This is a genomic window from Bosea sp. Tri-49, assembly GCF_003952665.1.
GTDB lineage: Bacteria > Pseudomonadota > Alphaproteobacteria > Rhizobiales > Beijerinckiaceae > Allobosea.
Genome location: NZ_CP017946.1, coordinates 5,073,676 through 5,094,697 on the forward strand (window position 1 = coordinate 5,073,676; position 21,022 = coordinate 5,094,697).

Genomic DNA, 21,022 nt, shown 5'->3' on the forward strand with positions numbered 1-21,022 from the left:
GGGAGAGACATCATGAGCCTGAACCTAGCCACACCGCTCGCGTCACTGGTCCAACGGCCTACACCTCACCCTGCCCTCTCCTTACAGGAGAGGGTTCCCCGCGCCCTTGTCGGGGCAGTCCGGTTCCCGCAACCATGACGCTCGTTCTCGAACAACTGCTCAACGGCCTGCAGTTCGGCGTGATGCTGTTCCTGCTTGCCGCCGGACTGACGCTGATCTTCGGCATCATGGGCGTGATCAACCTCGCCCATGGCTCGCTCTACATGGTCGGCGCCTATGCCGCCGCCTTCGCCGCGGCGCAGACCGGCTCGGTCATCATCGCCATCCTGGCCGGCCTTGCGGCCGCCGCCCTGGTCGGCATGGCGATGGAAGTCTTCGTGCTACGCCGGCTCTATGCCCGCGACCATCTCGACCAGGTGCTGGCGACCTTCGCGCTCATCCTGATCTTCAACCAGAGCGTGACCATCCTGTTCGGGCGCCAGCCGCTCTTCGTCTCGGTTCCGCCGGCGCTCAACGGTTCGGTCGAATTGCTGCCGGGACTCACCTATCCGATCTATCGCCTCATCATCATCGCGGTTGGCCTTCTCGTCGCGCTCGGGCTCTATCTCCTGATCAACCGCACCCGCATCGGCATGCTGGTCAGGGCCGGTGCGACGCATCGCGAGATGGTCCGGGCACTCGGTGTCGACATCCGCCTGCTCTACACCGCCGTCTTCGGGCTCGGCGCCCTGCTCGCCGGTCTCGCCGGATTGATGGCCGGGCCGATCCTGGCCGTGCAGGTCGGCATGGGCGAGCAGATCTTGATCATGACCTTCGTCGTGGTGGTGATCGGCGGCGTCGGCTCGATCCGCGGGGCCTTCTTCGGAGCGCTGCTCGTCGGCCTCGTCGACACGTGCTTACGCGCCTTCCTGCCCGGCCTGCTGCGCCAGGTCATGACCGGCTCGGAAGCCGATGCGCTCGGAGCCGGCCTCGCCTCGATGGGGATCTACATGCTGATGGCCGTGGTGCTGCTGGTGCGGCCCAAGGGACTCTTCCCCTCCAATGTCTGAGGACGCCATCACCCATCCCGGCCCGAACGCGCCGAACGCCAGCCGCGCGCTGATGCTGCTCGCGCTGGCGCTTTGCCTCGTCGCGCTGCCTTTCGTCGTCCAGGCGCTCGGCCAGCCGGCACTGGTGCCGCTGGCGACGCGCGTGCTGATCTATGCGATCGCGGCCGCCAGCCTCAACCTGGCTCTGGGCTTCGGCGGCATGGTTTCCTTCGGCCACGCTGCCTTCTTCGGCGTCGGGGGCTATGTCGTCGGCATCCTCTACCGCAATTACGTCGACGATAGTCTCTTTCTCGGCCTGATCCCGGGCACGAGCCAGCTGCTGATTACGCTGCCGGCCGCGCTCCTTGTCGGAGGCCTCCTCGCCTTGCTGATCGGCGCGCTCTGCCTGCGCACCAGCGGCGTGCAGTTCATCATGATCACGCTCGCCTTTGCGCAGATGCTGTTCTTCCTATTCGTCTCGCTCAAGGCCTATGGCGGCGATGACGGCATGACGATCCGCCGCCGCAACGAGCTCTTCGGCCTCAACACCCGCGACGACATCACCTTCTATTTCATCTGCCTTGCCGTCACTGCGCTGGTCTTTCTGGCGCTCTGGCGCATCATTGGCTCGCGTTTCGGCATGGTGCTGGCCGGCATCCGCCAGAACGAGCGGCGCATGGCGGCGATCGGCATCGCGCCCTATCGCTACAAGCTCGCCGCCTTCGTCATCTCCGGCATGGGCACCGGCCTCGCCGGCGCGCTGATGGCGAATTATCTGCGCTTCGTCAGCCCGGACATGCTGCACTGGACCAAGTCGGGCGAGCTGATGATCATGGTCATCCTCGGCGGCGTCGGCACCTTGCTCGGTCCCCTGTTTGGCGCCGCCGCGCTCGTCATCCTCGAGACCGTGCTGACCTCCTGGACCGAGCATTGGCAGCTCATCCTCGGCCCGATCCTGCTGCTCGTCGTCCTGTTCACGCAAGGTGGGCTCAACGGGCTGTTTAACCGGCTCGGGTTCGGGAGGAGCGAGCGATGAGCCAGCCGCTCCTTTCAGTCCGCGGCCTGCGCAAGCGCTTCGGCGGGCTGATCGCCACCGACAGCGTCGACCTCGACGTGGTCGAGGGCGAGATCCACGCTCTGATCGGCCCGAACGGCGCCGGCAAGACCACGCTGCTGACCCAGCTTTTCGGTGAGCTCAGCCACGATGCCGGCGAGATCAGGCTGGAGGGCGAGCCGATCGATGCGCTGGCGACGCCGCAGCGCGTCCAGCGCGGCCTCGCCCGCACCTTCCAGATCAACCAGCTGCTGCCGGATTTCAGCATGCTCGACAATGTCGCGCTCGCGGTTCAGGCGCGGCAGGGCCATAGCTTCCGCTTCTTCGCCGATGCCCGCCGCGACAAGGGCCTGCGCCAGCGCGCCCGCGAGCATCTGACCGCTGCCGGCCTCACGCACCGGGCCGAGGTCAAGGTCGCCGACCTCTCCCATGGCGAGCAGAAGCAGCTCGAATTTGCCATCGCGCTCGCCTGCGAGCCGCGCCTGCTGCTGCTCGACGAGCCGATGGCGGGTCTCGGCCACGCCGAGAGCGAGCAGATGGTCGCGATGCTCTCAGGACTGAAAGGGCGCGTCACCATGCTGCTGGTCGAGCACGACATGGACGCGGTCTTCGCGCTTGCCGACCGGATCTCGGTACTGGTCTATGGCCGCATCATCGCGACCGGGACGGCAGAGGAAATCCGCGACAACCAGGACGTCCGCATCGCCTATCTCGGCGAGGGAGACGCCTGATGCTGAGCGTGCGCAACCTGCAATCGGCTTATGGCGCAAGCCAGGTCCTGTTCGATGTCGGCCTCGACATCGCCGATGGCGAGGTCGTGACCCTGCTCGGCCGCAACGGCATGGGCAAGACCACGACGGTGCGCTCGATCATGGGGCTGCTGGCGCCGAAGGGCGGCGAGATCAGCTTCGACGGCCGCGCGCTCCAGGGTAGCGCGCCTGAAGTCATCGCCCGCTGTGGTGTCGGCCTCGTGCCGGAAGGAAGGCAGGTCTTCCCGACCCTGAGCGTGCGCGAAAATCTCGTCGCCACCGCCGCGAACCGGCTCGGGCGCGCTTCGCCCTGGACGCTAAGCCGTGTCTACGCCCTGTTCCCGCGCCTTCAGGAGCGCGCCGGCCAGTCCGCCCGCACGCTGTCGGGCGGCGAGCAGCAGATGCTGGCGGTCGGCCGGGCGCTGATGACCAATCCGAAGCTCTTGATCCTCGACGAGGCGACCGAGGGGCTGGCGCCGGTGATCCGTGCCGAGATCTGGCGCTGTCTCGAGGCGCTGAAGGCGCAGGGGCAGTCGATCCTGCTGATCGACAAGAACATCTCAGTGCTCAAGCGCCTCGCCGACCGGCACTACATCATCGAGAAGGGGCGCACGGTCTGGTCCGGCTCGAGCAGCGACCTCGCGGCCAATGCGGAACTGGTGCATCGCTATGTCGGCGTCTGAATCCGAGATCGTCGCGCGCAGCGCCGCAACCGACACTGTCGAAGCCCTGCGCGACACGCTGAGCGACGTTCTCGCCGGCCTGGTCGCAGCCGGCTGCGGCCCGCATCACCTGACCGGCATGGAGTGGGAGGCGGCCGATCCTGCTGCCTTTCACATCTCGCGCCACGCGGTTGAGCTGGCGTATCGCGAAGTCTTTGTCGGCTTCCGGCCACCAATCAGGCTGCGGCCATCAGCGGGGCAGGGGCTGACGATTCGGGCTCGTTTCGCTCCGCCGCAACCGTTGCCCGACATCGAGGTCGAAGGCTACCCGCTGCGTGAACTCGCGCGGCAATACAGCCCGCGCCTGCAGGCCGATATGAAGGTGCTGCTCCGGCAGTGGAGCCGGGATGGCGCGGCCTTCCGCGCCGGTCATGCCGGGCTCGACCTCGCCTATGGCCCGGATCGCTTCGAGCAGCTTGACCTTTATCGCCCCGCTGGAGCGCAGCGCGTTCCCGTCTGGGTTTTTGTCCATGGCGGCTATTGGCAGGCCACCGACAAGATCCAGCATGCGCAGTTCGCGCAGGGTCTGCTCAACGCCGGCTTTGCGGTGGCCATGCCGAATTACGGGCTGGCGCCGGATACGCCGCTCGAAGCGAGCATCGTCCAGACCGTCGCGGCGCTGAATTTCCTCATTCGCGAGGCCGATGCGCTTGGCCTCGATCCGGCACAACTGCACATCAGCGGCCATTCCGCCGGCGGCCATCTCGCGGCGATGGCTTTGTGCGATCCTGCGGCCCCGCCGGTGGCCTCGGCGCTGCTGCTCTCCGGGCTCTATGATCTGAAGCCGCTCGGACATCTGCCGATCGGGCGCCTGCTCGGCTTCGACGATGTCGAGCGAGCGGTGCGGCTGAGCCCGCTCGGGCGGTCACGCCCGAGCAATACGCGCCTCGCCTTCGCCGTTGGCGAGGGCGAGAGCGAGGCGTTCAAGCGGCAATCAGCGGTGCTGGCCGCGGCTTGGCATGCGCCCGAACCATTGATCTGCCCGGGGCATCATTTCAGCATGCTCGACGGGCTGAATGGCGGCGCGCTGCTCAATCTGGCGCTGGCGACGGCGGGGAAGTGATGACGCCCCGTTCTCGTAAGCCACTCCGGATCGCAATCATCGGCTGGGGTGCGATCAGCCGACGTGTTGCCGAGCTGCTGGCGGGCGCGCAGAACGCTCGGCACGTCGCCATCGTTGCTGTCGGAGCCCGCTCTGGTACGCGTGCCCGGGATATCCCTGTTGGCGCGGTCCTTGTCACCGATCCGGCACAGCTTGCCGAACTGGATCTCGATCTGGTGGTGGAGGCGGCCGGTCGGGACGCGGTCTCAGCCTGGGGCGAGGCTGCCCTGCGTTCGGCGCCGGCTTTCGCGATCGCTTCGGCCAGCGCACTGACCGATACCGCACTGCTCGAGCGTCTCATGGCAACGGCCGAGGCCTGTGGCAGCCAGCTCATCCTCCCGCCCGGTGCCCTCGCGGGGGTCGACGCCATCGCCGCCGCATCAGCGCTGCCACTCGACGAGGTCGTGCACAGCATCGTCAAGCCGCCCGCGGCCTGGCGGGGCACGCCAGCGGAAGAGATGGTCGCGCTCGATACATTGACCGTACCGGCCACCTTCTTCAGCGGTTCGGCGCGCGAGGCGGCCATCCGCTTTCCTCAGAATGCCAATGTCGCGGTGATCTCGGCGCTTGCCGGCATCGGCCTCGACAGAACCCGAATCGAGCTCGTCGCCGATCCCGGCATCGCCGCGAACTGCCATCGCCTGAGCGTCTCCGGCGCCTTCGGTCGTCTCGATGTGACGATCGAGAACAGGCCGCTGGCGGGCAACCCGAAGTCCTCGGAGATGGCGGCGCTCAGTCTCGTCAGGATGATCAGAAACAAGGTCGCCTTGCTTTCTCGATAGCGCACCCGCACTGGGCTCGCGACGCATCTTAGCCGAGCCTGAAGAGCTATTCGTTGATGCGTCTATTGTCTCGGCCCAGCGGTCGCAGGCGGGCCAGAGAGCGCAACATGCCTTTTCGGCCAACTGTGAAGTGGGACGCAATAAAGCTTATTCGCGCGCCTCTGATTTGTTGATGCTGCCTGGCTGAGCCAAGGCGGCCTTCGCCTCAGTGCACGCCCGCGAGGCCTCTTCAATCGAGCGAGTCGGACGCATCAGATGCTGAGTCCGTGCTTCGGTAAAGTTGCTGAGCGGATCAGGGCTGGAGAACGAGCCGGCAATGGAGAAATCCCGAGATTGATCCGCCCCGAAAACGGACGTGATCGTTGCGGGAAAACGGAAGGGACCTTCGGGCTCGATCAGGAGCCAGGCACGGGCGAGCTCCGGGCAGGCGACTCCTTTCAACACCTGGGTCGCCACGCGATTGCTGCCAGGCATCCCGGGGAAGTTCCCGATCAACCACGGCTGCCCGGTCGAACTCGCGCCCATGACATGCAGCGTTCCGGGAGAACGCCCGGTCAGGTCAATCACTGGCGTGCCCGCCTGAAAACCGGCCTGATCCGCTGTTTTCCTTACAGCCTCGATGAACTTCCCCGTACTCGGGGCGACCCGCAGCGTGCCGCCGCTATCCCCGAGATCGACAAGATAGTCCGCGCTGCGCAAGGGACCGGGCTGATAATACGGCTTCTCGATGCCGAACAGGATCTGACCTGCGGTGATGAACTGGGCGCCAAACGCAAAAGGTAGCAACAAGGCCATTGCGTTTGCCGGAGCAGGGCCTACTCGAATAAGGGTAACTCCGGATAGTACCCAAAAAAATCCAGAAAGACCGGCCATAAACCAATAATTATTTGCTGATCCAAATATAAATGCAAACGGCAACGACCCAATAAGGAGTGCTTTCGCGGTCTTTCCTTCAATATTTGGGGTAGATTGGTTGAATTTATTATAAACTAGAGCGAACAACCCCGCCGATAGGCCAATTGAAGCCAAGAATAATTGTTGCCATAGGCCATAATCGTATGGGCCGCCCAATAGTCCAAAAACAAGCGACATTGCGAGGACGGCGCATATGATACTGGAGGCATATGAAATTGCTCGAAGCGCCCCGTTTCCTGAACCGACCAGGGATGCCGAGATGATCAGTGCCAAGCAGCCGAAAGTGAGCGCCCGGAGAGCCTCCCAATTGAAGGGTAACGGGTCGATTCTGACTATAGCTGAGAGCGTATGGCCCATTCCATAAGCGCCAGCCCTTTCAAGCCCGACCGAAAACCTCTCTACAAAGCCGAGCAGGGAACCGTCGAGTAGCAGAGCGGCTGTCACAAGGAGGCTGCAAAAGAGCAGGGCCACCACAGCGACAAGCCCAACACTGAATTTCTTGGTTACAACAAGATACAGAAGCGAGAGCAATCCCGCGATTGCAGCCGTTGTTGGCTTTGCCATGAATGCCAGCCAGCCTCCAAACGCAATCAACGTCCAGCCGACCGCGCTGGTGCGGCCAAACGTTCTTTGCGATATCAGCAGCCCAATGGCCGTCACCATCAAGGCTTGAAGAGCAAGCCAATTATAGCTGGGCGTTGGCAGCCACAGGCGGAGTATGGCGAGAGATGTCGTGCCCAGCGCCGCCGCAACGATCAGGCGCGGCAGCCGCTCCCCCGCCTGGCTTTGCAGGGGGCCGGCTAGTGCGAGCCATGCGAGAGTCGATGCTAAGGCAAATGTAATTAATATATTCAATTGTCTCAGTGTCGAAATACTATGTCCTGAGATTTCATACAATATATAGTAAACAATCCCGAATTGAGAAAGATTGTTTTTGTACTTAAGTGGTTCTGCGATAGTCGCTAGATAATATCCTTCATCAATTAAATCTATGCCTTTGGCGGCATTGAGTAGAGCTGCTCCCAGTATCGCCATTGAACAAATAGCTGAGGCAACTATCGTAATTCGGCTCAAGGCAGAGTGTTTCAAAGAAATATTGTTCATCCATGCGATCCGATTAGGAAATGCCGTTCTCCGCTGAGTATCCGCTGAAGGGCGGCATAGATCGCAAGCATCTGCGTCAACTGATAGAAGCCGGACGTCGTCTGAACCATCATGGGCTCCATCGGCTGAGCAGCCGCTTGTTGGCTGGCAAGGTCAGGAACTCAGATAACCCAGCCATACAGCGCCGATTGCGATCCAGGCGATCGCCGCCAACTTTTCAGGCGGAAGGCTTTCGCCAAGCCAAAAATACGCTCCTATTGCGGTCATGGGCGCAATCAAGCTCGCTATGGGCAGCATAAAGCTGAGCGGCAGCTTGATCATGGCCGAGTACCAACATGCGGCACCGACAGCGACCATCAGCCCGGCCACCCAGAAGAGCGGGTCGACAAGGAGTCGGGAGAGTCCGGTGAGTATTGGACTTTCCGATCCGGAGATTTCGCCGATCTGCATCATGCGCGTCTTGAACAAGAGTTGCGAACCTGCGACGGAAATCAGGCTGCAGGCGAAAAGAAGCAGAGCTGTCAACTGGGGCACTCATCTGCCTCCTTTATGAAGATCTTGCGGCTTTAGGCTCCGCAATTTTTGAATCGTGTTGCAAACGCATGATCATTGGCGAGGCGAGCCCCGCCGGCAGTTTCTCGAGCAACCCAAGAAGGCCGAGCGCCCTTGCCGTTGACTGCACCTTGCCGGCCAACCCGCCTTGCCGCTCTCTGAACAGGGGATCCTGATCAAAGCGGCGCATTGCTGCTGCAAGGACACCGCGATCGAATGAGATCGACAGCCGGTTGGTGCGGGCGAGACGTTTGACCCGGGATGCCGTGATGAAGTTCAGTTCCTCCCAGATCCCCGGCAGCTTCTTTATGGTCTCCCGATAAAGAAAGGCCGTGGCACGTGGAAGGAAGGGAACCAATGGAATGCCGAAATGCGGCTCGTATGGCACCGCGTAGTTGGGGCACAGGTGAACCATAGTTCCTCCAGGTGCCAGGACACTAGCCATGCCACGGAAGGCGCCTGCGAGGTCGGGAATATGTTCAAGTACGTTCGTCGAGTAGATGAGATCGAATTGCCCGTGTCTGGCTGGGTCGAGTTGTCCTGCGCCAATACCTAACCATTCTGCGCGAAGGGTGTCAGGCAGGTGGCGCAGGATCGCCGAGCCGATTTCGGGCATGAAACCAAAGCCCGAGGCTCCGGGTTCGAGGCCTGTGATGTCGACGCCGGATTGGCGCAAAAAACTAGCGAGAAGCCCGATTCCGCAGCCAACCTCGAGGACACGCATACCGGGGCGCAGCAACGGGACGACGAGTTCGAGCCCGACGCCGGCCTCATTGGCATAGGTCGCGAGCAATTGGGTCGCTTCTTCCGGGCCGAGGCCGCAACCTTGCGCCACGGCTGCGATTTCCGGAGAGGCGAGTATGGCCTCCGAGAAGGTCTTGAACTCAGCAGCCACTGGCGAAACGTCGGGCATCAAGAGAGATTCGCGCCAATGCTGACGGGCAACCGGCCAGGCCATGGCGCGCAATATGCCCACCGACAGAGTCGAACTCTCCCGTTGCGACCATGGTCTCCAGTCTGCACATTGTTCCAGCGTTTCCATCGCGGCGCCCAATCGCCGACGCGGTTGCTAATGCACCAACCCGCGCGCTGCGCGCAAGTGAGCTCTATGCCACCTGCAAGATGGGAGGGGTCGGCTGTTCACGACCCATGCCGCAATTCCTCGGTTCAGGCCGAGACGATAGCGCGGGTCTGATCGAGGCCGAGGTTTAGAAGCGTGTCGATAATTGAAACGCCTGACGCAAAATCGCCCCAGACTTGCGGATATGGCTCCGCGAACCGGCCATAGTCCATCCACTCTACCTGCATGCCGAGCGCATTGAACTCTTCCTCGTCCAGATAACTCTTGGCTGAGGGGCCAGACAGATAGGTCTGGGCACCTACGGCGGCCGAAAGCTGCACCAATCGCTCTGTTGGCTGCATTGCCGCCATGGCTTCCCGGGGCAGCAGATCGACGTCACGGAGGAAGCGCGTTTCGATCTGCAGCGCCCTGCACAGGGCCATGATCATGCCTTGGTTGACCTGCGACAGCGTCGGCAAATCCGCGACCGACTCGAACAGGCCCCGGACAATCGGAAATGCATCCTGGAAATGGGCCGCGCGGCGGTAGGATAGCTCGATGCTCTTCAGATGAGACTGCCACCAGCCTGGATCGGCAATGCGGATGCTGTCGATCGGCGCTTGGAAGTTGCCTTTCTGCTGGACGGGCACGGACAGCCAATGAATGCCCTGGGGCGTCTTGATGGCATTGCGCGTGCGCCAGTCGCGCCGGGTGAACTGGACGCTATCGAAGAACACGAACGTTTCGCAAAGGGCGATGGCGGCGAAGAAACCTCGCCACGGGATATAGCCCGATTGAATGATTGCGACGCGCTTCATTCAGAGGGGGCGTCCGAAATAGTCAAAGATGGCTCGCACCACCCTGTCCACCTCGCCGTCGTCGAGCGTGTAGTAGAGCGGCAAACGCAAAAGCCGGTTGCTGACCTGGTCGGTGACGGCCAGATCTCCCGACACACGTCCGTACTTGCGGCCGGCCGGAGCCGAATGGAGCGGCACGTAGTGAAAAACGGCATTGATGTCGCGTGCCTGCAGATACCGGATGAGATCGGCCCGCACGGCTTCCGACTCGAGCAGCAGCCAAAAGATATGGCCGTTGACATCGGTTCCCGTAGCGCGGGGCAGCGTCACGGTACCGTCATCCGCCAGAGGCGCCAGGCGTTCGCGGTAGAGGTCATAGATGGCTCGCCGGCGCTCGCAGATGATGTCGGCTTGTTCGAGTTGAGCCATGAGAAAGGCGCTGACGATCTCGCCCGGGCAATAGGACGAGCCGATATCCTGCCAGGTGTATTTGTCGACCTGGCCGCGGAAGAAGCGGCTACGGTCCGTGCCCTTTTCGCGAATGACCTCGGCGCGGTCGAGCAAGCGCTCATTGTTGAGAATGAGGGCGCCACCCTCTCCCGAGATGACATTCTTGGTCTCATGGAAGGACAGGCAACCGAGGTCGCCGATCGTTCCGAGGGGCTTGCCCTTGAACGTCGAGAGATGGGCTTGCGCTGCATCTTCCACCACCAGCAGATCGTGCTGGCGGGCGATGGCCATGATTGCGTCCATATCGCAGGCGAGGCCCGCATAGTGAACTGGGACGACAACCTTGGTCCGCTCGGTGATGGCCGGTTCGATGCGGGCCGGATCGATATTGAGAGTGTCCTGCTCGATATCGACGAAAACGACGGTAGCGCCGCGCAGGACAAAGGCCGTCGCCGTGGCGGAGAAGGTGAACGACGGCATGATCACCTCGTCCCCCGGCCCGACCTCGGACAACATCGCTGCCATCTCGAGTGCCGCGGTGCAGGAGTGGGTCATCAGCACGCGGCGGGCGGACAGAGCCTGCTCCAGCCACGTCTCGCAGCGCCGCATGAACGGCCCTCCGCCAGCGATAGTGCCGTTTTGGATAGCCTGAGCGATATACTCGAGTTCTTTCCCGACGATTGCGGGCCGACCGAAGGGTATCTTCTCGCTTCGAAGGTTGTTCACAGTCTCGCTCTCAGTGCGCGGAAGCCGATTCGCCAGCCCCCAGATAGGCCTGCGAGCCTCGGCTCGCGGGTTGTTTTGGCAGCCCGTGCTGGCTATGTCTACTCGTATCACGGGGCTTGTCCCGCTGTTCTCAGGACGTTGTTTTGGCCGACCAGATCGATTGCCACCGCGGGGATGATTGCCCAGCCTGCGGCAGCCAAGACTCCGTCGCTCTTCCGAGCCCGTCAGGCGATAGATCCGTCCTGAGTGATGGTCGAATCGTGCCGCGCAGATTGGACAAGGTGGGATGTCGAGCTTGTGGACTCATTCGTCATCGCGTGCCGCTCGCATCTGCCGAAGTGGCGTCGATCTACACTGAGAACTACGTCTTGCCCGGCCAGTCGAGCCTCGCCGACGATGCCCGTGGCGAGGCTTACGCGCACGTGGTGGCCGGCGCCCTCGGTGGAATGCCCGATCTCGGCCGTCTACTCGAACTCGGCTGCGGCTCGGGTGCGACTGCCCGCTTCCTAGCCTCAATGTTGCCGGCTCACGAAATCCGGGGCGTCGATCCCGCCCTCCCGGACGAGTTCTTGGGAACCGTTGGCAAAGTCACACTGGCGAGAGGGTTGCTCGAGGATCACACGGGGCCGGCGTGGTGTGATTTCGATGCGGTTGTGTCGATCAATACGATCGAACATACACCCGATCCCTCCGGCTTTCTCAGCGCGATTGCCGCGCGACTTCGCCCAGACGGGAAGGCAGTTGTGATCTGCCCGGTCGCGACCCCCGCGAACTGCGAACTGCTGTTCTTCGATCATCTATGGACGATATCTCGTGCTGCGTTTCACGCGTTCGCGGCTGCAGCAGGGCTCCGGGTCGCAAAGACACTCGCCCTCGACAAAGACCTCACCTGTTTCCAGGTCTTCGTGATGGAGAAAGGAGATGGTGCTCAGGAGCCGGCGGCCGCCGCGAACCCTGACGATGCAGCCCGATACCTGGCCGCCTGGCAAGATCTCGATGGCTTTTGGTGTGATCGGCTCGACGCTCTCGGTGGCCGCGTTCAGATCTTTGGTGCGGGGCAAATGGCCGCGGTCATCCGAGCCTATGCTCCGCGTACCTGGGCGCGCGCCGAGCGGCTTGTGGTCGACGATCCAACTGATGCCTGGGACCTTGGTCGGGTCGAGCGCTATGTCGCGGAAGACCATGCTCTCGGTTACCGCACGGTCGTGGCGGTCAACCCGCTGGTAAAGGCAGTCATCGCCGAACGGATATGGCGAGACGGCGGCGAGCCCCTTGTCATGCCGGATACCATTCAGTTCTAAGTGCGCTCATGGCTGCCGTTACCGAGCGCAGCTAAGGCCTTCATCATCGTGTGGCCGCGGAAGCGACATCGACGATGCCTGTTGCCTTCGATGCCTCGGGCAGCGGTTCAGTCGTGATGTTTGTTCGTTCCTCGCATCTCTTCAGAGGCGCGACTCGGCGGCCGGGCCGCGGTGGATTCGGCGGACGACCGCATAGGGGCGGCGCTTGGTCTCCGAAAATATATTCGCAATATAGATTCCAAGGATTCCGAGGATAAGGGTCGTCAATCCGCCGAAGAAGCAGATCGCGACGATCAAGGATGCCCACCCGTCGGCTGCTACGCCCGTCCAAAGATAGCGCGCGACAATGTAAAGGACGGCAGCGCCAGATAAAACCGCCGTCCCCAGTCCAAGATAAAGGATCATGTAAAGGAGTTTGGTCGAGGTGGTCGTAACGTACTTCACCAGCATCTCGACCCGCTTCGTTACCGAATAGGACGTCGGCGACAAAGTCAGCTTTGAAACTGTAAGCGGTTCCTGACGAAAGCCCGTCAGCAGCCAAAGATGTGCGATGAAGAACTCCCGGTCACGATGGCGGATCAGCTCGCGCACATATTGGCGCGTCATCAGGCGTGCGGTGACGAGGTTGCGCGGCAGCTTCTGGTCACTCAGCTTGTCAACGAGCCAGAAGAACGTGTTTCCCGTTACCCGCTCGAACCAACCGCCACGGCGAGCCTCCTGGACGCCATAAACGACGTCGCAGTCGCCTTTATGGAAGCGGTTCCAAAAGGTGGTGAGGAGTTCGGGCTCCTCCTCCAAGTCACTGTCGATCAAGAAGACGTAGTCGCCCGACGCGACCGTCAGCCCGGTCATCATCGCCTTGTGATGACCAAAATTGCGAGACAGATCGACCACGATGACGCGGGAATCCCTGTCCTTCAGGTCGAGCGCGCGAGCCAGACTGTCATCGGGCGAGCCGTCATTGACCAGCACCAGTTCAATGTCCTGGCAGAGACCGGTAGCCGCGGCCATGCAGCGTTCATAGAATGGCTCAATCGTATCCGCCGACCGATAGAGGGTGGAAACGATCGAGAGCTTTATCCGGGGCCTGTCCATATCAACCGAGGTCATCTGAGTGGCTCGCACGATGCGCACCCGTCATGACATTGTCAGTTGCGGTGCTGTCAACTCTCCAAGCGCCTCCGATTTGAGGAAGTCCGATACGGTGCCCATCGAAGCCGGTCGGCTTCAGGTTTTCTGAACCGTTCAGAGTTTAAAACCCCAGTTCCCGCCAGCTCAATTCATAGGGCTGCTTCTGAAGTTGCACGTCGAGTGTCGGAATTGGCGAAACAGTAAACGGTGCATCCCTCGCGGTTTCAAAAGCCTATCGCGCTCTCAATGGCACCTTGCGAGCGCAATGAAGGCACTAGAGCGTCGGATCCTTATTCAGTCCGGAGTGCGCTTGCCGAAACTGCACCAATTGATTGCCAATTGTGCCCGTCTAGCGCAATGAGCAGCGTGAAGTGCCAAAAGTTATTGATTTAGGTGTACGGATAACAATATTCGAACGCGTTATTTTTGCCTTCTGAGAGATTTTATATCGTCTTTACTGATATCTGCATCGAAGCTGTAGTTCGGGCTCGCCTCGTGATGCCGGGCGAAGGCCCGAGGAATTTGCGGGATTCGATTGATCAGCTTCTGCGGGGGCAGGCGGACGACTCAGCACAGCGCAAGAGGGGCCGCCACTAACGGTCGGCGCCCCATCAGAGACACTTGCCCGACCGGCGCCGCTCGCGCGCGTCGTCGTACGCGCTTTCTATCGCTAATCGCATTCAGGTCGCCTGCTTGCGCAGAATTTGCTCCATACGACCCATCTGAGACATTCCTTCATCCGTGTCCGGTGACAGAAGTTGGCCCTCAGCTGACCTTCAAAGGGTCCGCTTGCAGGTAGTCAGTTCAGCAATGAAGCTGCAGGAGCGAGGCGGAACAGACTGATTTCGAGCAAACTCGGGACGGGTCAAGCAAGCTCGATCATGCGCTGGACGTCGCTGTTGCGCCCCTCGATGTGCAGCAGCAGCGGATCGAGATGGGGAACGCTATCGCCCGCTGCGGCGAACGGGATCACCTCACGAACCAACTCGTGGAGCTTGCTTGTGGTCACGCCAAGTGGGGTGGCCTTCCTGATATCGACGGCCTGAGCGGCGACGAGCAGCTCGATTGTCGCGATCGAGCGGCACAGGCTTGCGACCTCCGCCGTCTTCCTCGCCGCCAGCCCCGCCATGCCGGCGCGGTCGAGATTGCCGTTGGAGTGGCTCGAGCTCGCCAATTCCTGAACGACCGGGGCGGTTGCCAGCCGCGCCTCCGAGGTGATCGCCTTGTGGAACTGGGCAAGGCCGTTGAAGCCGGGCAGGCCGACGCCGTCTTCCTCGATCAGGCCGACGGTCAACCCGGACCAGAACGAATCGACCAGCTTGGCGACCCGCTCGGCCGAACCGGTGACGACCGGCGCGAAGGCGAGCCGGGCGATATCGAGCGCCATCGACAGCGAGACGGTGTCGAAATTGGCGACCGAGACAAGTGAGCGATCCTCCAGCGAGACGATCGGATTGTTCTGGCTGGAGCGGAACTCGGTCTCGACCTGGCGCCATGCGAAATCCAGGCTGTCGGCCGCCGTGCCGTGCAGCAATGGCAGCGAGCGGAAGCTCAGCGGGTCCTGGAGGTGGCGCGGGCCGCCCTTGGCCAGGATATAACTGCCGTCGAGATAGCGCCTGATCCGGCTTCCATGCCGCTCCAGCCCGGCGAAGGGGCGCGAGCGCAAGGCGGCCTCCGAGACGATCGACGGGTTGGCGGCGAAGCCCTCCATGCTCAGCGCGGCGATCAGGCTCCAGAGGTCGAGGCTACGCTGCAGATCAGCCATGGCGAGCGCCGCGATGCCGAGCGCGAGCGCACTGGAATTGAGCATCGCCAGCGCCTCGCCGGCCTGAAGCTCGATATCGCCGTAGAGCGCCAGTGCAAGATCGGTGATCGGGGCCATGTCGCTCTGGCCCATCGAGCCCCAGATATGGACGTCGATCTGTCGGTCGGCATTGAGGGCCTCGCTGAGCCGCTCGGCTAGCAGCGGCCGCACGCCGAGGCGGCCGCTCGCCATCGAATTGAGCAGGACGAGCATCATCGCCCGGACGGCTTCATGCGGGGCGAGGGGGCCGTGCGCGACATTATGGGTGAGCAGCAGGCGGCGGTTGAACTCGCCGATGCGCTCCGGGGCGAGCGGCACGCCGGTCTTGGCGCCGACGCTGGTGGTGACGCGGGCGGCCTCCATCCGCTCGACGGCATCCGGCGTGACGGAGACGGGCGTCTTTTGCCTGGTGACGCGGGCGATCTCGTCGATCGTCAGATCGAAGCCGGTGATGTCCACATGGCTCATCGCAGATCCATCCTGTCGCTGTGCAGCCGGCGCGCCGGCAGGCGCCTCCGATCCTGTCAGTAAGGGGAAGCCGGGGCAGGGGGCGGAGCGTCACTTCAATTTCATCATGCGAAACACTGCGTTGGCACCCAGCCGGCGTCTGTCATTCGACTAGTTTCACGCCGTCGAACGGACGGTGCGCATGGCAATCACCTATGATCTGGTCAAGGAAGTCACCGCCAATCTCTATGATTGGTCGTTGCGCCGTATCCCTGAATCCTCGAAGGCCGAATTCCGCAAGGCGCTCGCGAGCGAGACCGAGCCGCAGGCCCGGCAGACGCTCGCCTTCATGCTTGATAGCGCCGAGCGGGCCGAGACCACCGGCAAGTTCCTGTGCTCGGATGCCGGCGTGCCGAGCTACAGCATCAAGATCGGCTCCGGCGCGCGGATGGAAGGCGATATCCGCCAGGCGATCGTCGACGGCTTCGCCGAGCTCACCCGGACGATCCAGCCGCCGCTGCTGCGCTTCGTCACCAACCCGCTGACCAATGAGCGCAGTTTTCACGGCAAGGACATGCCGCTGGTCTCCTGGGACCTTGTCGGCGAAGGTGACTATCTCGACATCACCTGCGCCCCCAAGGCGCTCGGCGGCGGGCGCTGGGCCGCGGTCGAGACGCTGGTGAGCCCGAGCTTGGAGGAGATCGAGCGCTGCATCCTGGAGATCGTGCTGCGCGCCGGTGGCCAGCATTGTCCGCCCGTGGTGATCGGCGTCGGCATCGGCGGCACATTCGACCATGCGGCGAAGCTCTCCAAGGATGCGACCCTGCGCCCCTTCGGTGAGCACAATCCCGAGCCGATGGTCGCCGATATGGAAGAGCGGCTGACCCGCGCGGTCAACCAGATGGGCTTTGGCCCGATGGGCGTCGGCGGCTCGACCACGACCTTCGGCGTCCATGTCGAATACGCCTCCGGCCACGGCTTCACCCCGGTCGCGGTCTCGTTCAATTGCTGGATCAACCGGCGGACCCGGGCGCGGATCTATAATTCCGGCGTGGTGGAGCGGATCGAATGACGAGCCCGTCTCCCATCCGCCTGACCCTGCCGCTGACGCCAGAGGCGGCGCGCGCGCTCAAGGTCGGCGATGTCGTGCTGCTCGATGGCGATGCCGTCGCGACCGTCGGCATGCCCACCCAGAAGCGTATGGTCGCGGAGATCGAGGCCGGCCGCGAACTGCCCCTGTCGCTGCGCGACGGCGCCTTCTTCCATATGGGCGTGAGCTATGAGGACGATGACGGGCGGCCCGGCGCGGTTCACTACGTCAACCCGACAACGTCGAGCCGCTTCAACCATCTGATGCCAACGCTGATCCGGGGCTTGCGCCTGACCGCGACCGGCGGCAAGGGCGGGCTCTCGCAGGGCAGCGTCGACGCGATGCGCGACGTGGGCTGCGTTTATTTCTCCTTCGTCGGCGGCGCCTCCGCCTTGCTGAGCGAGGGTGTCGAGGCGGTGACCGATTGCGCCTGGCGCGACCTGATCATGCAGTTCCGCCTGAACCGGCTTCGGCTCGGCGGCTTCGGGCCGGTGATCGTCGCGATCGATGCCCATGGCAACTCGATCTATGAGCGCCTGATGACGTCTGCCCGAGAGCGAATGCCGGAGATCATCCGCTCGCTCCGCCCCACGGAAACCGACAACGAGACCAACTGATGCAAGCGATCGAGATCACCAAGCCGGGCGGCCCCGAGGTCCTGGCCTTCTGCGAGCGGCCCCTTCCAGTGCTCGGTGCCGGCGACGTGCTGATCCGCGTACGGGCGGCCGGGGTGAATCGTCCCGACATCCAGCAGCGGCGCGGCCTCTACCCGCCACCGCCCGGCGCGACCGACCTGCCCGGCCTCGACGTTTCCGGCGTGGTCGAGGCTGTCGGTGCTGATGTCGCCTGGCCGAAGGTTGGCGATGCCGTCTGTGCGCTCGCCAATGGCGGCGGCTATGCCGAATTCTGCGCGGTGCCGGCGCTGCAATGCATGCCCTTGCCGGCAGGCTTCTCCTTCGCCCAGGCTGCGGCGCTGCCGGAGGTGTTCTTCACCGCCTGGAACAACGTCATCTGGCTCGGCCGGCTGGCCGAGGGCGAGACCTTGTTGGTTCAGGGCGGTACCAGCGGCGTCGGCATGGCCGCGATCCAGATCGCCAAGCAGCTCGGTGCTGCCCGGGTGATCGCGACCGCCGGCACCGCCGAGAAGCGCGCGGTTTGCCTGGAGATCGGCGCCGATCTCGCCGTCGACTACCGCGCCGACTGGGTGGCGGAGATCGAGGCGGTTATCGGCAAGGAGAAGGTTGACGTCGTTCTCGACGCGCAGGCCGGCCCCTATACCGAAAAGCAGCTGCAATTGCTGGCGCCCGATGGCCGCGTCGTACTGATCGCCAGCCATCTCGGCCAGACGGCCGAGGTTAATGTCCGCAACATCGTCCGCCGGCGGTTGACCCTGACCGGCTCGACGCTCCGGCCGCGCGATGCCGCCTATAAGGGGCGGATCGCTGCCAAACTGGTGGAGAAGGTCTGGCCGCTACTGGTGAGCGGGGCGATCCGCAGTCATATCTGCGCGAGCTTCGACTGGCGCGACGTCCAGGATGCGCACGCCCTGATGGATGCGGGCGACCAGGTCGGCAAGGTCGTCCTGACCATGCCGGAATAGCCGGCGGGTTGCGCGAATAACTATCGAGTTTGGAGAATTCTCATCTAGAACAGCGGTTCGTGCTCGCTTAGCCGGATCGCAAAGTGTTCTCCTTCGCGCCCGTTCAGTCCGTTCTCAAGGCGCTGCGGCTGCTGACCGAGGTCAATCGCTGCAGTGTCGCGACCGTCGGCGAACTGCATCGCCGTACCGGCATGCCCAAGCCGACGATCGTGCGCCTGCTCGAGACCCTGATGGAAGCCGGCTATGTCACGCGCGACGAGCGCATGCGCGGCTATCTCGTGACCTCGCAGGTCGCGCATCTGAGCTCGGGCTTCCACGGCGCGCCGATGGTGATCGAGGCGGCGCGCCCCTGGGCCACAGCGCTGACGCGCCAGATCAAATGGCCCTGCGCCGTCTGCCTGCTCGACTATGACGCCGTGGTCGTCCGCTTCTCGACGATTCCGGACAGCCCGATCTCGCCCTTTCATGCGACGCTGGGCTATCGGCTGAACCTTGGCGGCCGGGCACTCGGGCGCGCCTATCTCGCCTTCTGTCCTGACGAGGAACGCGAGGTGCTGCGCGCCGCGATGCGCACCTCGCCCGAGCCCGAGAACAGCAGCCTCACCGACGAGGACGTCGAGCGCATGATCGCGCAGGCGCGCTGGCGCGGCTATACCGAGCGCGACCCGGCCGCCGAGCCGAAGAATTCGGCGACGATTGCGGTGCCGATCAAGCTCGGCGAGCGAGTGCTCGCGACCTTCGGCGTGACCTTCTTCCGTGCGGCGGTCGCCAACCCTGACGACAAGGCGCGGATCATCCATCCGCTGAAGAAGGCGGCCGCCAACATCGAGGCGCAGCTCGAGGCACTGTCGCAATCCATGGGCGTTGCGTTTCAAGGCGAGAAATAGCCGCGCTTTCCCGCGAGCCTGTGACGGGCTCGTGCCTAGTGTCCGGACAACAGCTTCAAAACATCTTGTCCGGAGGAAACCTCAGATGATGCGGCCGATCTCACGCCGTCGTTTCATGGCGTCTCTCGCTGGCGCCAGCGCGCTGGCTACACAGGGGCGGGCCTTCGCCGATACCTGGCCGAGCCGGCCGGTCACCATCGTCGTGCCGTTCCCGGCGGGCGCCTCGACCGACGTCGTAGCTCGCCTGCTGGCGGAGCGGTTGCGCAGCGAACTCGGCCAGGGCTTCGTCGTCGAGAACAAGACCGGCGCTGGCGGCAACATCGCGGCGACCGGCGTCGTGCGGGCGGCGGCGGACGGCTACACGCTGCTGTTCTCCTCGTCCGGGCCGCTCGCGACCAACAAGCTGCTCTACAAGACCATGTCCTTCGATCCACTCACCGACTTTGCGCCGGTCGCACTATTGGGCGACGTCCAGGGCATCGTCAGCGTCCATCCCTCGCTGCCGGTTTCGTCCTTCGCCGAGCTCGTCGCCTACGGCAAGGCCAATCCCGGCAAGCTGACCTTCGGCAGCCCCGGCTTCGGGCTGATGGGCCATGTCACCGGCGAGCTGATCCAGCGCAAGGCCGGCTTCCAGATGACGCATGTGCCCTATCGCGGCTCGGCTCCGCTCTCGGCCGATCTGGTCGGAGGCATGGTCAATGTCGCGATCGACTTCATCCCGGCCTACATCCCGCACGTCAAAAGCGGCGCCATCCGCGCGCTTGCGGTGACCAGCGATCAGCGCGCCCCGCAATTGCCGGAGGTGCCGACCTTGTCCGAGGCCGGTCTGCCAGGCGTCAGTGCGACGGGCTGGTTCGCGCTGGTCGGCCCGAAAGGGCTGCCCGAGCCGATCGTCGCGCGCATCGCTAAGGTCACGCGGGCCTATGTCGAGAGCGCGGAAGGCCGGGAGAAGCTCGCCACGATCGGCGTGCGTTCGCTCAGCGGCGATGCTGCGGCGGTGAAGACGGCGCAGACGCAGGAAATGGCGAAATGGGCGGATGTGGTCCGCGCCGCGGCGATCTCGCTGGATTGATCCGAGAGCTACGTAGCAAGAGCCTGGCCTGAGGTTCGCCCCGGCCAGGCTCCCGCTCTCCATTCGGCTATCGCTGACAAGCCTGACGCGACGAATGTCGCGATTGGGTCGGAAGCAGTCATTGGCGCAGCTTGCATCAAAGCGATAGCGTAGCGGCGGAACCGAGGCTTTCAAATGAAGCGAATGGTGCTGCTCGCCCTTGTCGGGCTGCCGTTGTGCACGGTTCCTGCCACCGCTCAATTGACATATCTGCGTCCAGCAGAGCTTCCACCCCACCTTCGTGTGAACAGCTCAATGGAGCGCGGCTGGCGCTTATTGGATGAGAGGCTCTGCACAGCGGTGACAGATGGTTGCAATCGGGCTACCCGCACCTGGCCTCCTGATCCAGGTCGATACATAGAGCGGGGATTCTTAATCGCATATCGCCCGCAAACGCAGCCTACCTGGCTCTTGATATCTCGTGACTCTCCCTCACAGAACAATGGCATGATCGGCACGACAACCGCGATCGATTGCCCAGCACGACATGAATGGGTTTGTGTTGCGGGCTCGCCACCTCCTCCGGCACCTCTACCTCCCCGCGAAGGGCCGCCGATTGGGCAAGGTTGGCTGGGCCAGACCGAGCTGCACGAGAGCTGGATAGATCTGA

The 21,022-nt window shown here is 63.2% G+C and carries 19 protein-coding genes; 12 read left to right on the forward strand and 7 right to left on the reverse strand.

Going from position 1 to position 21,022, the window contains the following annotated elements; genetic code table 11:
• Positions 1-134: 134 nt before the first annotated feature.
• From BLM15_RS24495 to BLM15_RS24520, 6 genes are read left to right on the forward strand one after another with little or no spacing between them, the layout of a single operon-like run.
• Entirely contained in the window at positions 135-1,049 is a 915-nt protein-coding gene (locus BLM15_RS24495) for a branched-chain amino acid ABC transporter permease (protein ID WP_126115200.1), read from the forward strand.
• The gene (locus BLM15_RS24500; RefSeq protein WP_211200551.1) at positions 1,042-2,064 is read left to right on the forward strand and encodes a branched-chain amino acid ABC transporter permease; all 1,023 of its coding nucleotides are present in this window, start codon (positions 1,042-1,044) and stop codon (positions 2,062-2,064) included. Before BLM15_RS24495 ends, BLM15_RS24500 begins: the two co-directional genes overlap by 8 nt.
• On the forward strand, positions 2,061-2,813 hold the full coding sequence (locus BLM15_RS24505) for an ABC transporter ATP-binding protein (RefSeq protein ID WP_126115201.1): 753 nt from the start codon (positions 2,061-2,063) through the stop codon (positions 2,811-2,813). The genes BLM15_RS24500 and BLM15_RS24505 overlap by 4 nt, the downstream gene beginning before the upstream one ends.
• The gene (locus BLM15_RS24510) at positions 2,813-3,514 is read left to right on the forward strand and encodes an ABC transporter ATP-binding protein (protein WP_126115202.1); all 702 of its coding nucleotides are present in this window, start codon (positions 2,813-2,815) and stop codon (positions 3,512-3,514) included. The genes BLM15_RS24505 and BLM15_RS24510 overlap by 1 nt, the downstream gene beginning before the upstream one ends.
• A complete protein-coding gene (locus BLM15_RS24515) occupies positions 3,501-4,616 on the forward strand; it encodes an alpha/beta hydrolase (RefSeq protein WP_164547628.1) in 1,116 nt (371 codons plus the stop codon). Before BLM15_RS24510 ends, BLM15_RS24515 begins: the two co-directional genes overlap by 14 nt.
• Positions 4,616-5,437 (forward strand): aspartate dehydrogenase, encoded by an 822-nt coding sequence (locus tag BLM15_RS24520; RefSeq protein WP_126115204.1) that lies wholly within the window; start codon positions 4,616-4,618, stop codon positions 5,435-5,437. The genes BLM15_RS24515 and BLM15_RS24520 overlap by 1 nt, the downstream gene beginning before the upstream one ends.
• Positions 5,438-5,584: 147 nt before the next feature.
• On the opposite strand, the gene BLM15_RS24525 is transcribed toward BLM15_RS24520, so the two are convergent.
• From BLM15_RS24525 to rffA, 5 genes are all read right to left on the reverse strand, one after another.
• Positions 5,585-7,456, reverse strand: coding sequence for a hypothetical protein (locus tag BLM15_RS24525; protein ID WP_126115205.1), 1,872 nt, complete (start codon positions 7,454-7,456; stop codon positions 5,585-5,587).
• A 153-nt stretch (positions 7,457-7,609) separates the two neighbouring features.
• The gene (locus BLM15_RS24530; protein ID WP_126115206.1) at positions 7,610-7,990 is read right to left on the reverse strand and encodes a hypothetical protein; all 381 of its coding nucleotides are present in this window, start codon (positions 7,988-7,990) and stop codon (positions 7,610-7,612) included.
• Positions 7,991-8,003: 13 nt separating this feature from the next.
• Positions 8,004-9,050: a class I SAM-dependent methyltransferase gene (locus BLM15_RS24535; RefSeq protein WP_126115207.1), complete on the reverse strand. Its 1,047-nt coding sequence runs from the start codon at positions 9,048-9,050 to the stop codon at positions 8,004-8,006.
• A gap of 125 nt (positions 9,051-9,175) precedes the next feature.
• The gene (locus tag BLM15_RS24540; RefSeq protein WP_126115208.1) at positions 9,176-9,886 is read right to left on the reverse strand and encodes a WbqC family protein; all 711 of its coding nucleotides are present in this window, start codon (positions 9,884-9,886) and stop codon (positions 9,176-9,178) included.
• Positions 9,887-11,041 (reverse strand): dTDP-4-amino-4,6-dideoxygalactose transaminase, encoded by a 1,155-nt coding sequence (gene rffA / locus BLM15_RS24545; protein ID WP_126115209.1) that lies wholly within the window; start codon positions 11,039-11,041, stop codon positions 9,887-9,889.
• Positions 11,042-11,184: 143 nt separating this feature from the next.
• Here rffA and BLM15_RS24550 point away from each other — a divergent pair, with 143 nt between their 5' ends.
• Positions 11,185-12,342: a class I SAM-dependent methyltransferase gene (locus BLM15_RS24550; RefSeq protein WP_126115210.1), complete on the forward strand. Its 1,158-nt coding sequence runs from the start codon at positions 11,185-11,187 to the stop codon at positions 12,340-12,342.
• Positions 12,343-12,483: 141 nt separating this feature from the next.
• Here BLM15_RS24550 and BLM15_RS24555 read toward each other — a convergent pair whose 3' ends face one another.
• Positions 12,484-13,452, reverse strand: a complete 969-nt coding sequence (locus BLM15_RS24555) for a glycosyltransferase (RefSeq protein ID WP_236846408.1) — start codon at positions 13,450-13,452, stop codon at positions 12,484-12,486.
• Between the two features lie 886 nt (positions 13,453-14,338).
• A complete protein-coding gene (locus BLM15_RS24560) occupies positions 14,339-15,745 on the reverse strand; it encodes an aromatic amino acid ammonia-lyase (protein ID WP_126115211.1) in 1,407 nt (468 codons plus the stop codon).
• Between the two features lie 181 nt (positions 15,746-15,926).
• Here BLM15_RS24560 and BLM15_RS24565 point away from each other — a divergent pair, with 181 nt between their 5' ends.
• The 5 genes from BLM15_RS24565 (at position 15,927) to BLM15_RS24585 (ending at position 20,373) form a co-directional block, all read left to right on the forward strand.
• The gene (locus tag BLM15_RS24565; protein ID WP_126115212.1) at positions 15,927-16,796 is read left to right on the forward strand and encodes a fumarate hydratase; all 870 of its coding nucleotides are present in this window, start codon (positions 15,927-15,929) and stop codon (positions 16,794-16,796) included.
• Positions 16,793-17,431 carry a fumarate hydratase C-terminal domain-containing protein gene (locus BLM15_RS24570; RefSeq protein ID WP_126115213.1) on the forward strand — a complete coding sequence of 213 codons (639 nt, stop codon included), beginning with the start codon at positions 16,793-16,795 and terminating at the stop codon, positions 17,429-17,431. Before BLM15_RS24565 ends, BLM15_RS24570 begins: the two co-directional genes overlap by 4 nt.
• Entirely contained in the window at positions 17,431-18,414 is a 984-nt protein-coding gene (locus BLM15_RS24575) for an NAD(P)H-quinone oxidoreductase (protein ID WP_126115214.1), read from the forward strand. Before BLM15_RS24570 ends, BLM15_RS24575 begins: the two co-directional genes overlap by 1 nt.
• A gap of 83 nt (positions 18,415-18,497) precedes the next feature.
• Positions 18,498-19,301: a DNA-binding transcriptional regulator gene (locus tag BLM15_RS24580; protein WP_126115215.1), complete on the forward strand. Its 804-nt coding sequence runs from the start codon at positions 18,498-18,500 to the stop codon at positions 19,299-19,301.
• Between the two features lie 85 nt (positions 19,302-19,386).
• Positions 19,387-20,373 (forward strand): Bug family tripartite tricarboxylate transporter substrate binding protein, encoded by a 987-nt coding sequence (locus tag BLM15_RS24585; protein ID WP_126115216.1) that lies wholly within the window; start codon positions 19,387-19,389, stop codon positions 20,371-20,373.
• Positions 20,374-21,022: the final 649 nt, after the last annotated feature.

Bases quoted from the DNA above. Each gene is read 5' to 3' on its own strand.
- BLM15_RS24515 (WP_164547628.1), top strand. From the start codon at position 3,501: ATGTCGGCGTCTGAATCCGAGATCGTCGCGCGCAGCGCCGCAACCGAC.
- BLM15_RS24585 (WP_126115216.1), top strand. From the start codon at position 19,387: ATGATGCGGCCGATCTCACGCCGTCGTTTCATGGCGTCTCTCGCTGGC.
- BLM15_RS24525 (WP_126115205.1), bottom strand. From the start codon at position 7,456: ATGAACAATATTTCTTTGAAACACTCTGCCTTGAGCCGAATTACGATA.
- BLM15_RS24560 (WP_126115211.1), bottom strand. From the start codon at position 15,745: ATGAGCCATGTGGACATCACCGGCTTCGATCTGACGATCGACGAGATC.
- BLM15_RS24495 (WP_126115200.1), top strand. From the start codon at position 135: ATGACGCTCGTTCTCGAACAACTGCTCAACGGCCTGCAGTTCGGCGTG.
- BLM15_RS24500 (WP_211200551.1), top strand. From the start codon at position 1,042: ATGTCTGAGGACGCCATCACCCATCCCGGCCCGAACGCGCCGAACGCC.
- BLM15_RS24535 (WP_126115207.1), bottom strand. From the start codon at position 9,050: ATGGAAACGCTGGAACAATGTGCAGACTGGAGACCATGGTCGCAACGG.
- BLM15_RS24570 (WP_126115213.1), top strand. From the start codon at position 16,793: ATGACGAGCCCGTCTCCCATCCGCCTGACCCTGCCGCTGACGCCAGAG.
- BLM15_RS24565 (WP_126115212.1), top strand. From the start codon at position 15,927: ATGGCAATCACCTATGATCTGGTCAAGGAAGTCACCGCCAATCTCTAT.
- BLM15_RS24505 (WP_126115201.1), top strand. From the start codon at position 2,061: ATGAGCCAGCCGCTCCTTTCAGTCCGCGGCCTGCGCAAGCGCTTCGGC.
- BLM15_RS24555 (WP_236846408.1), bottom strand. From the start codon at position 13,452: ATGACCTCGGTTGATATGGACAGGCCCCGGATAAAGCTCTCGATCGTT.
- BLM15_RS24540 (WP_126115208.1), bottom strand. From the start codon at position 9,886: ATGAAGCGCGTCGCAATCATTCAATCGGGCTATATCCCGTGGCGAGGT.
- BLM15_RS24510 (WP_126115202.1), top strand. From the start codon at position 2,813: ATGCTGAGCGTGCGCAACCTGCAATCGGCTTATGGCGCAAGCCAGGTC.
- BLM15_RS24575 (WP_126115214.1), top strand. From the start codon at position 17,431: ATGCAAGCGATCGAGATCACCAAGCCGGGCGGCCCCGAGGTCCTGGCC.
- BLM15_RS24520 (WP_126115204.1), top strand. From the start codon at position 4,616: ATGACGCCCCGTTCTCGTAAGCCACTCCGGATCGCAATCATCGGCTGG.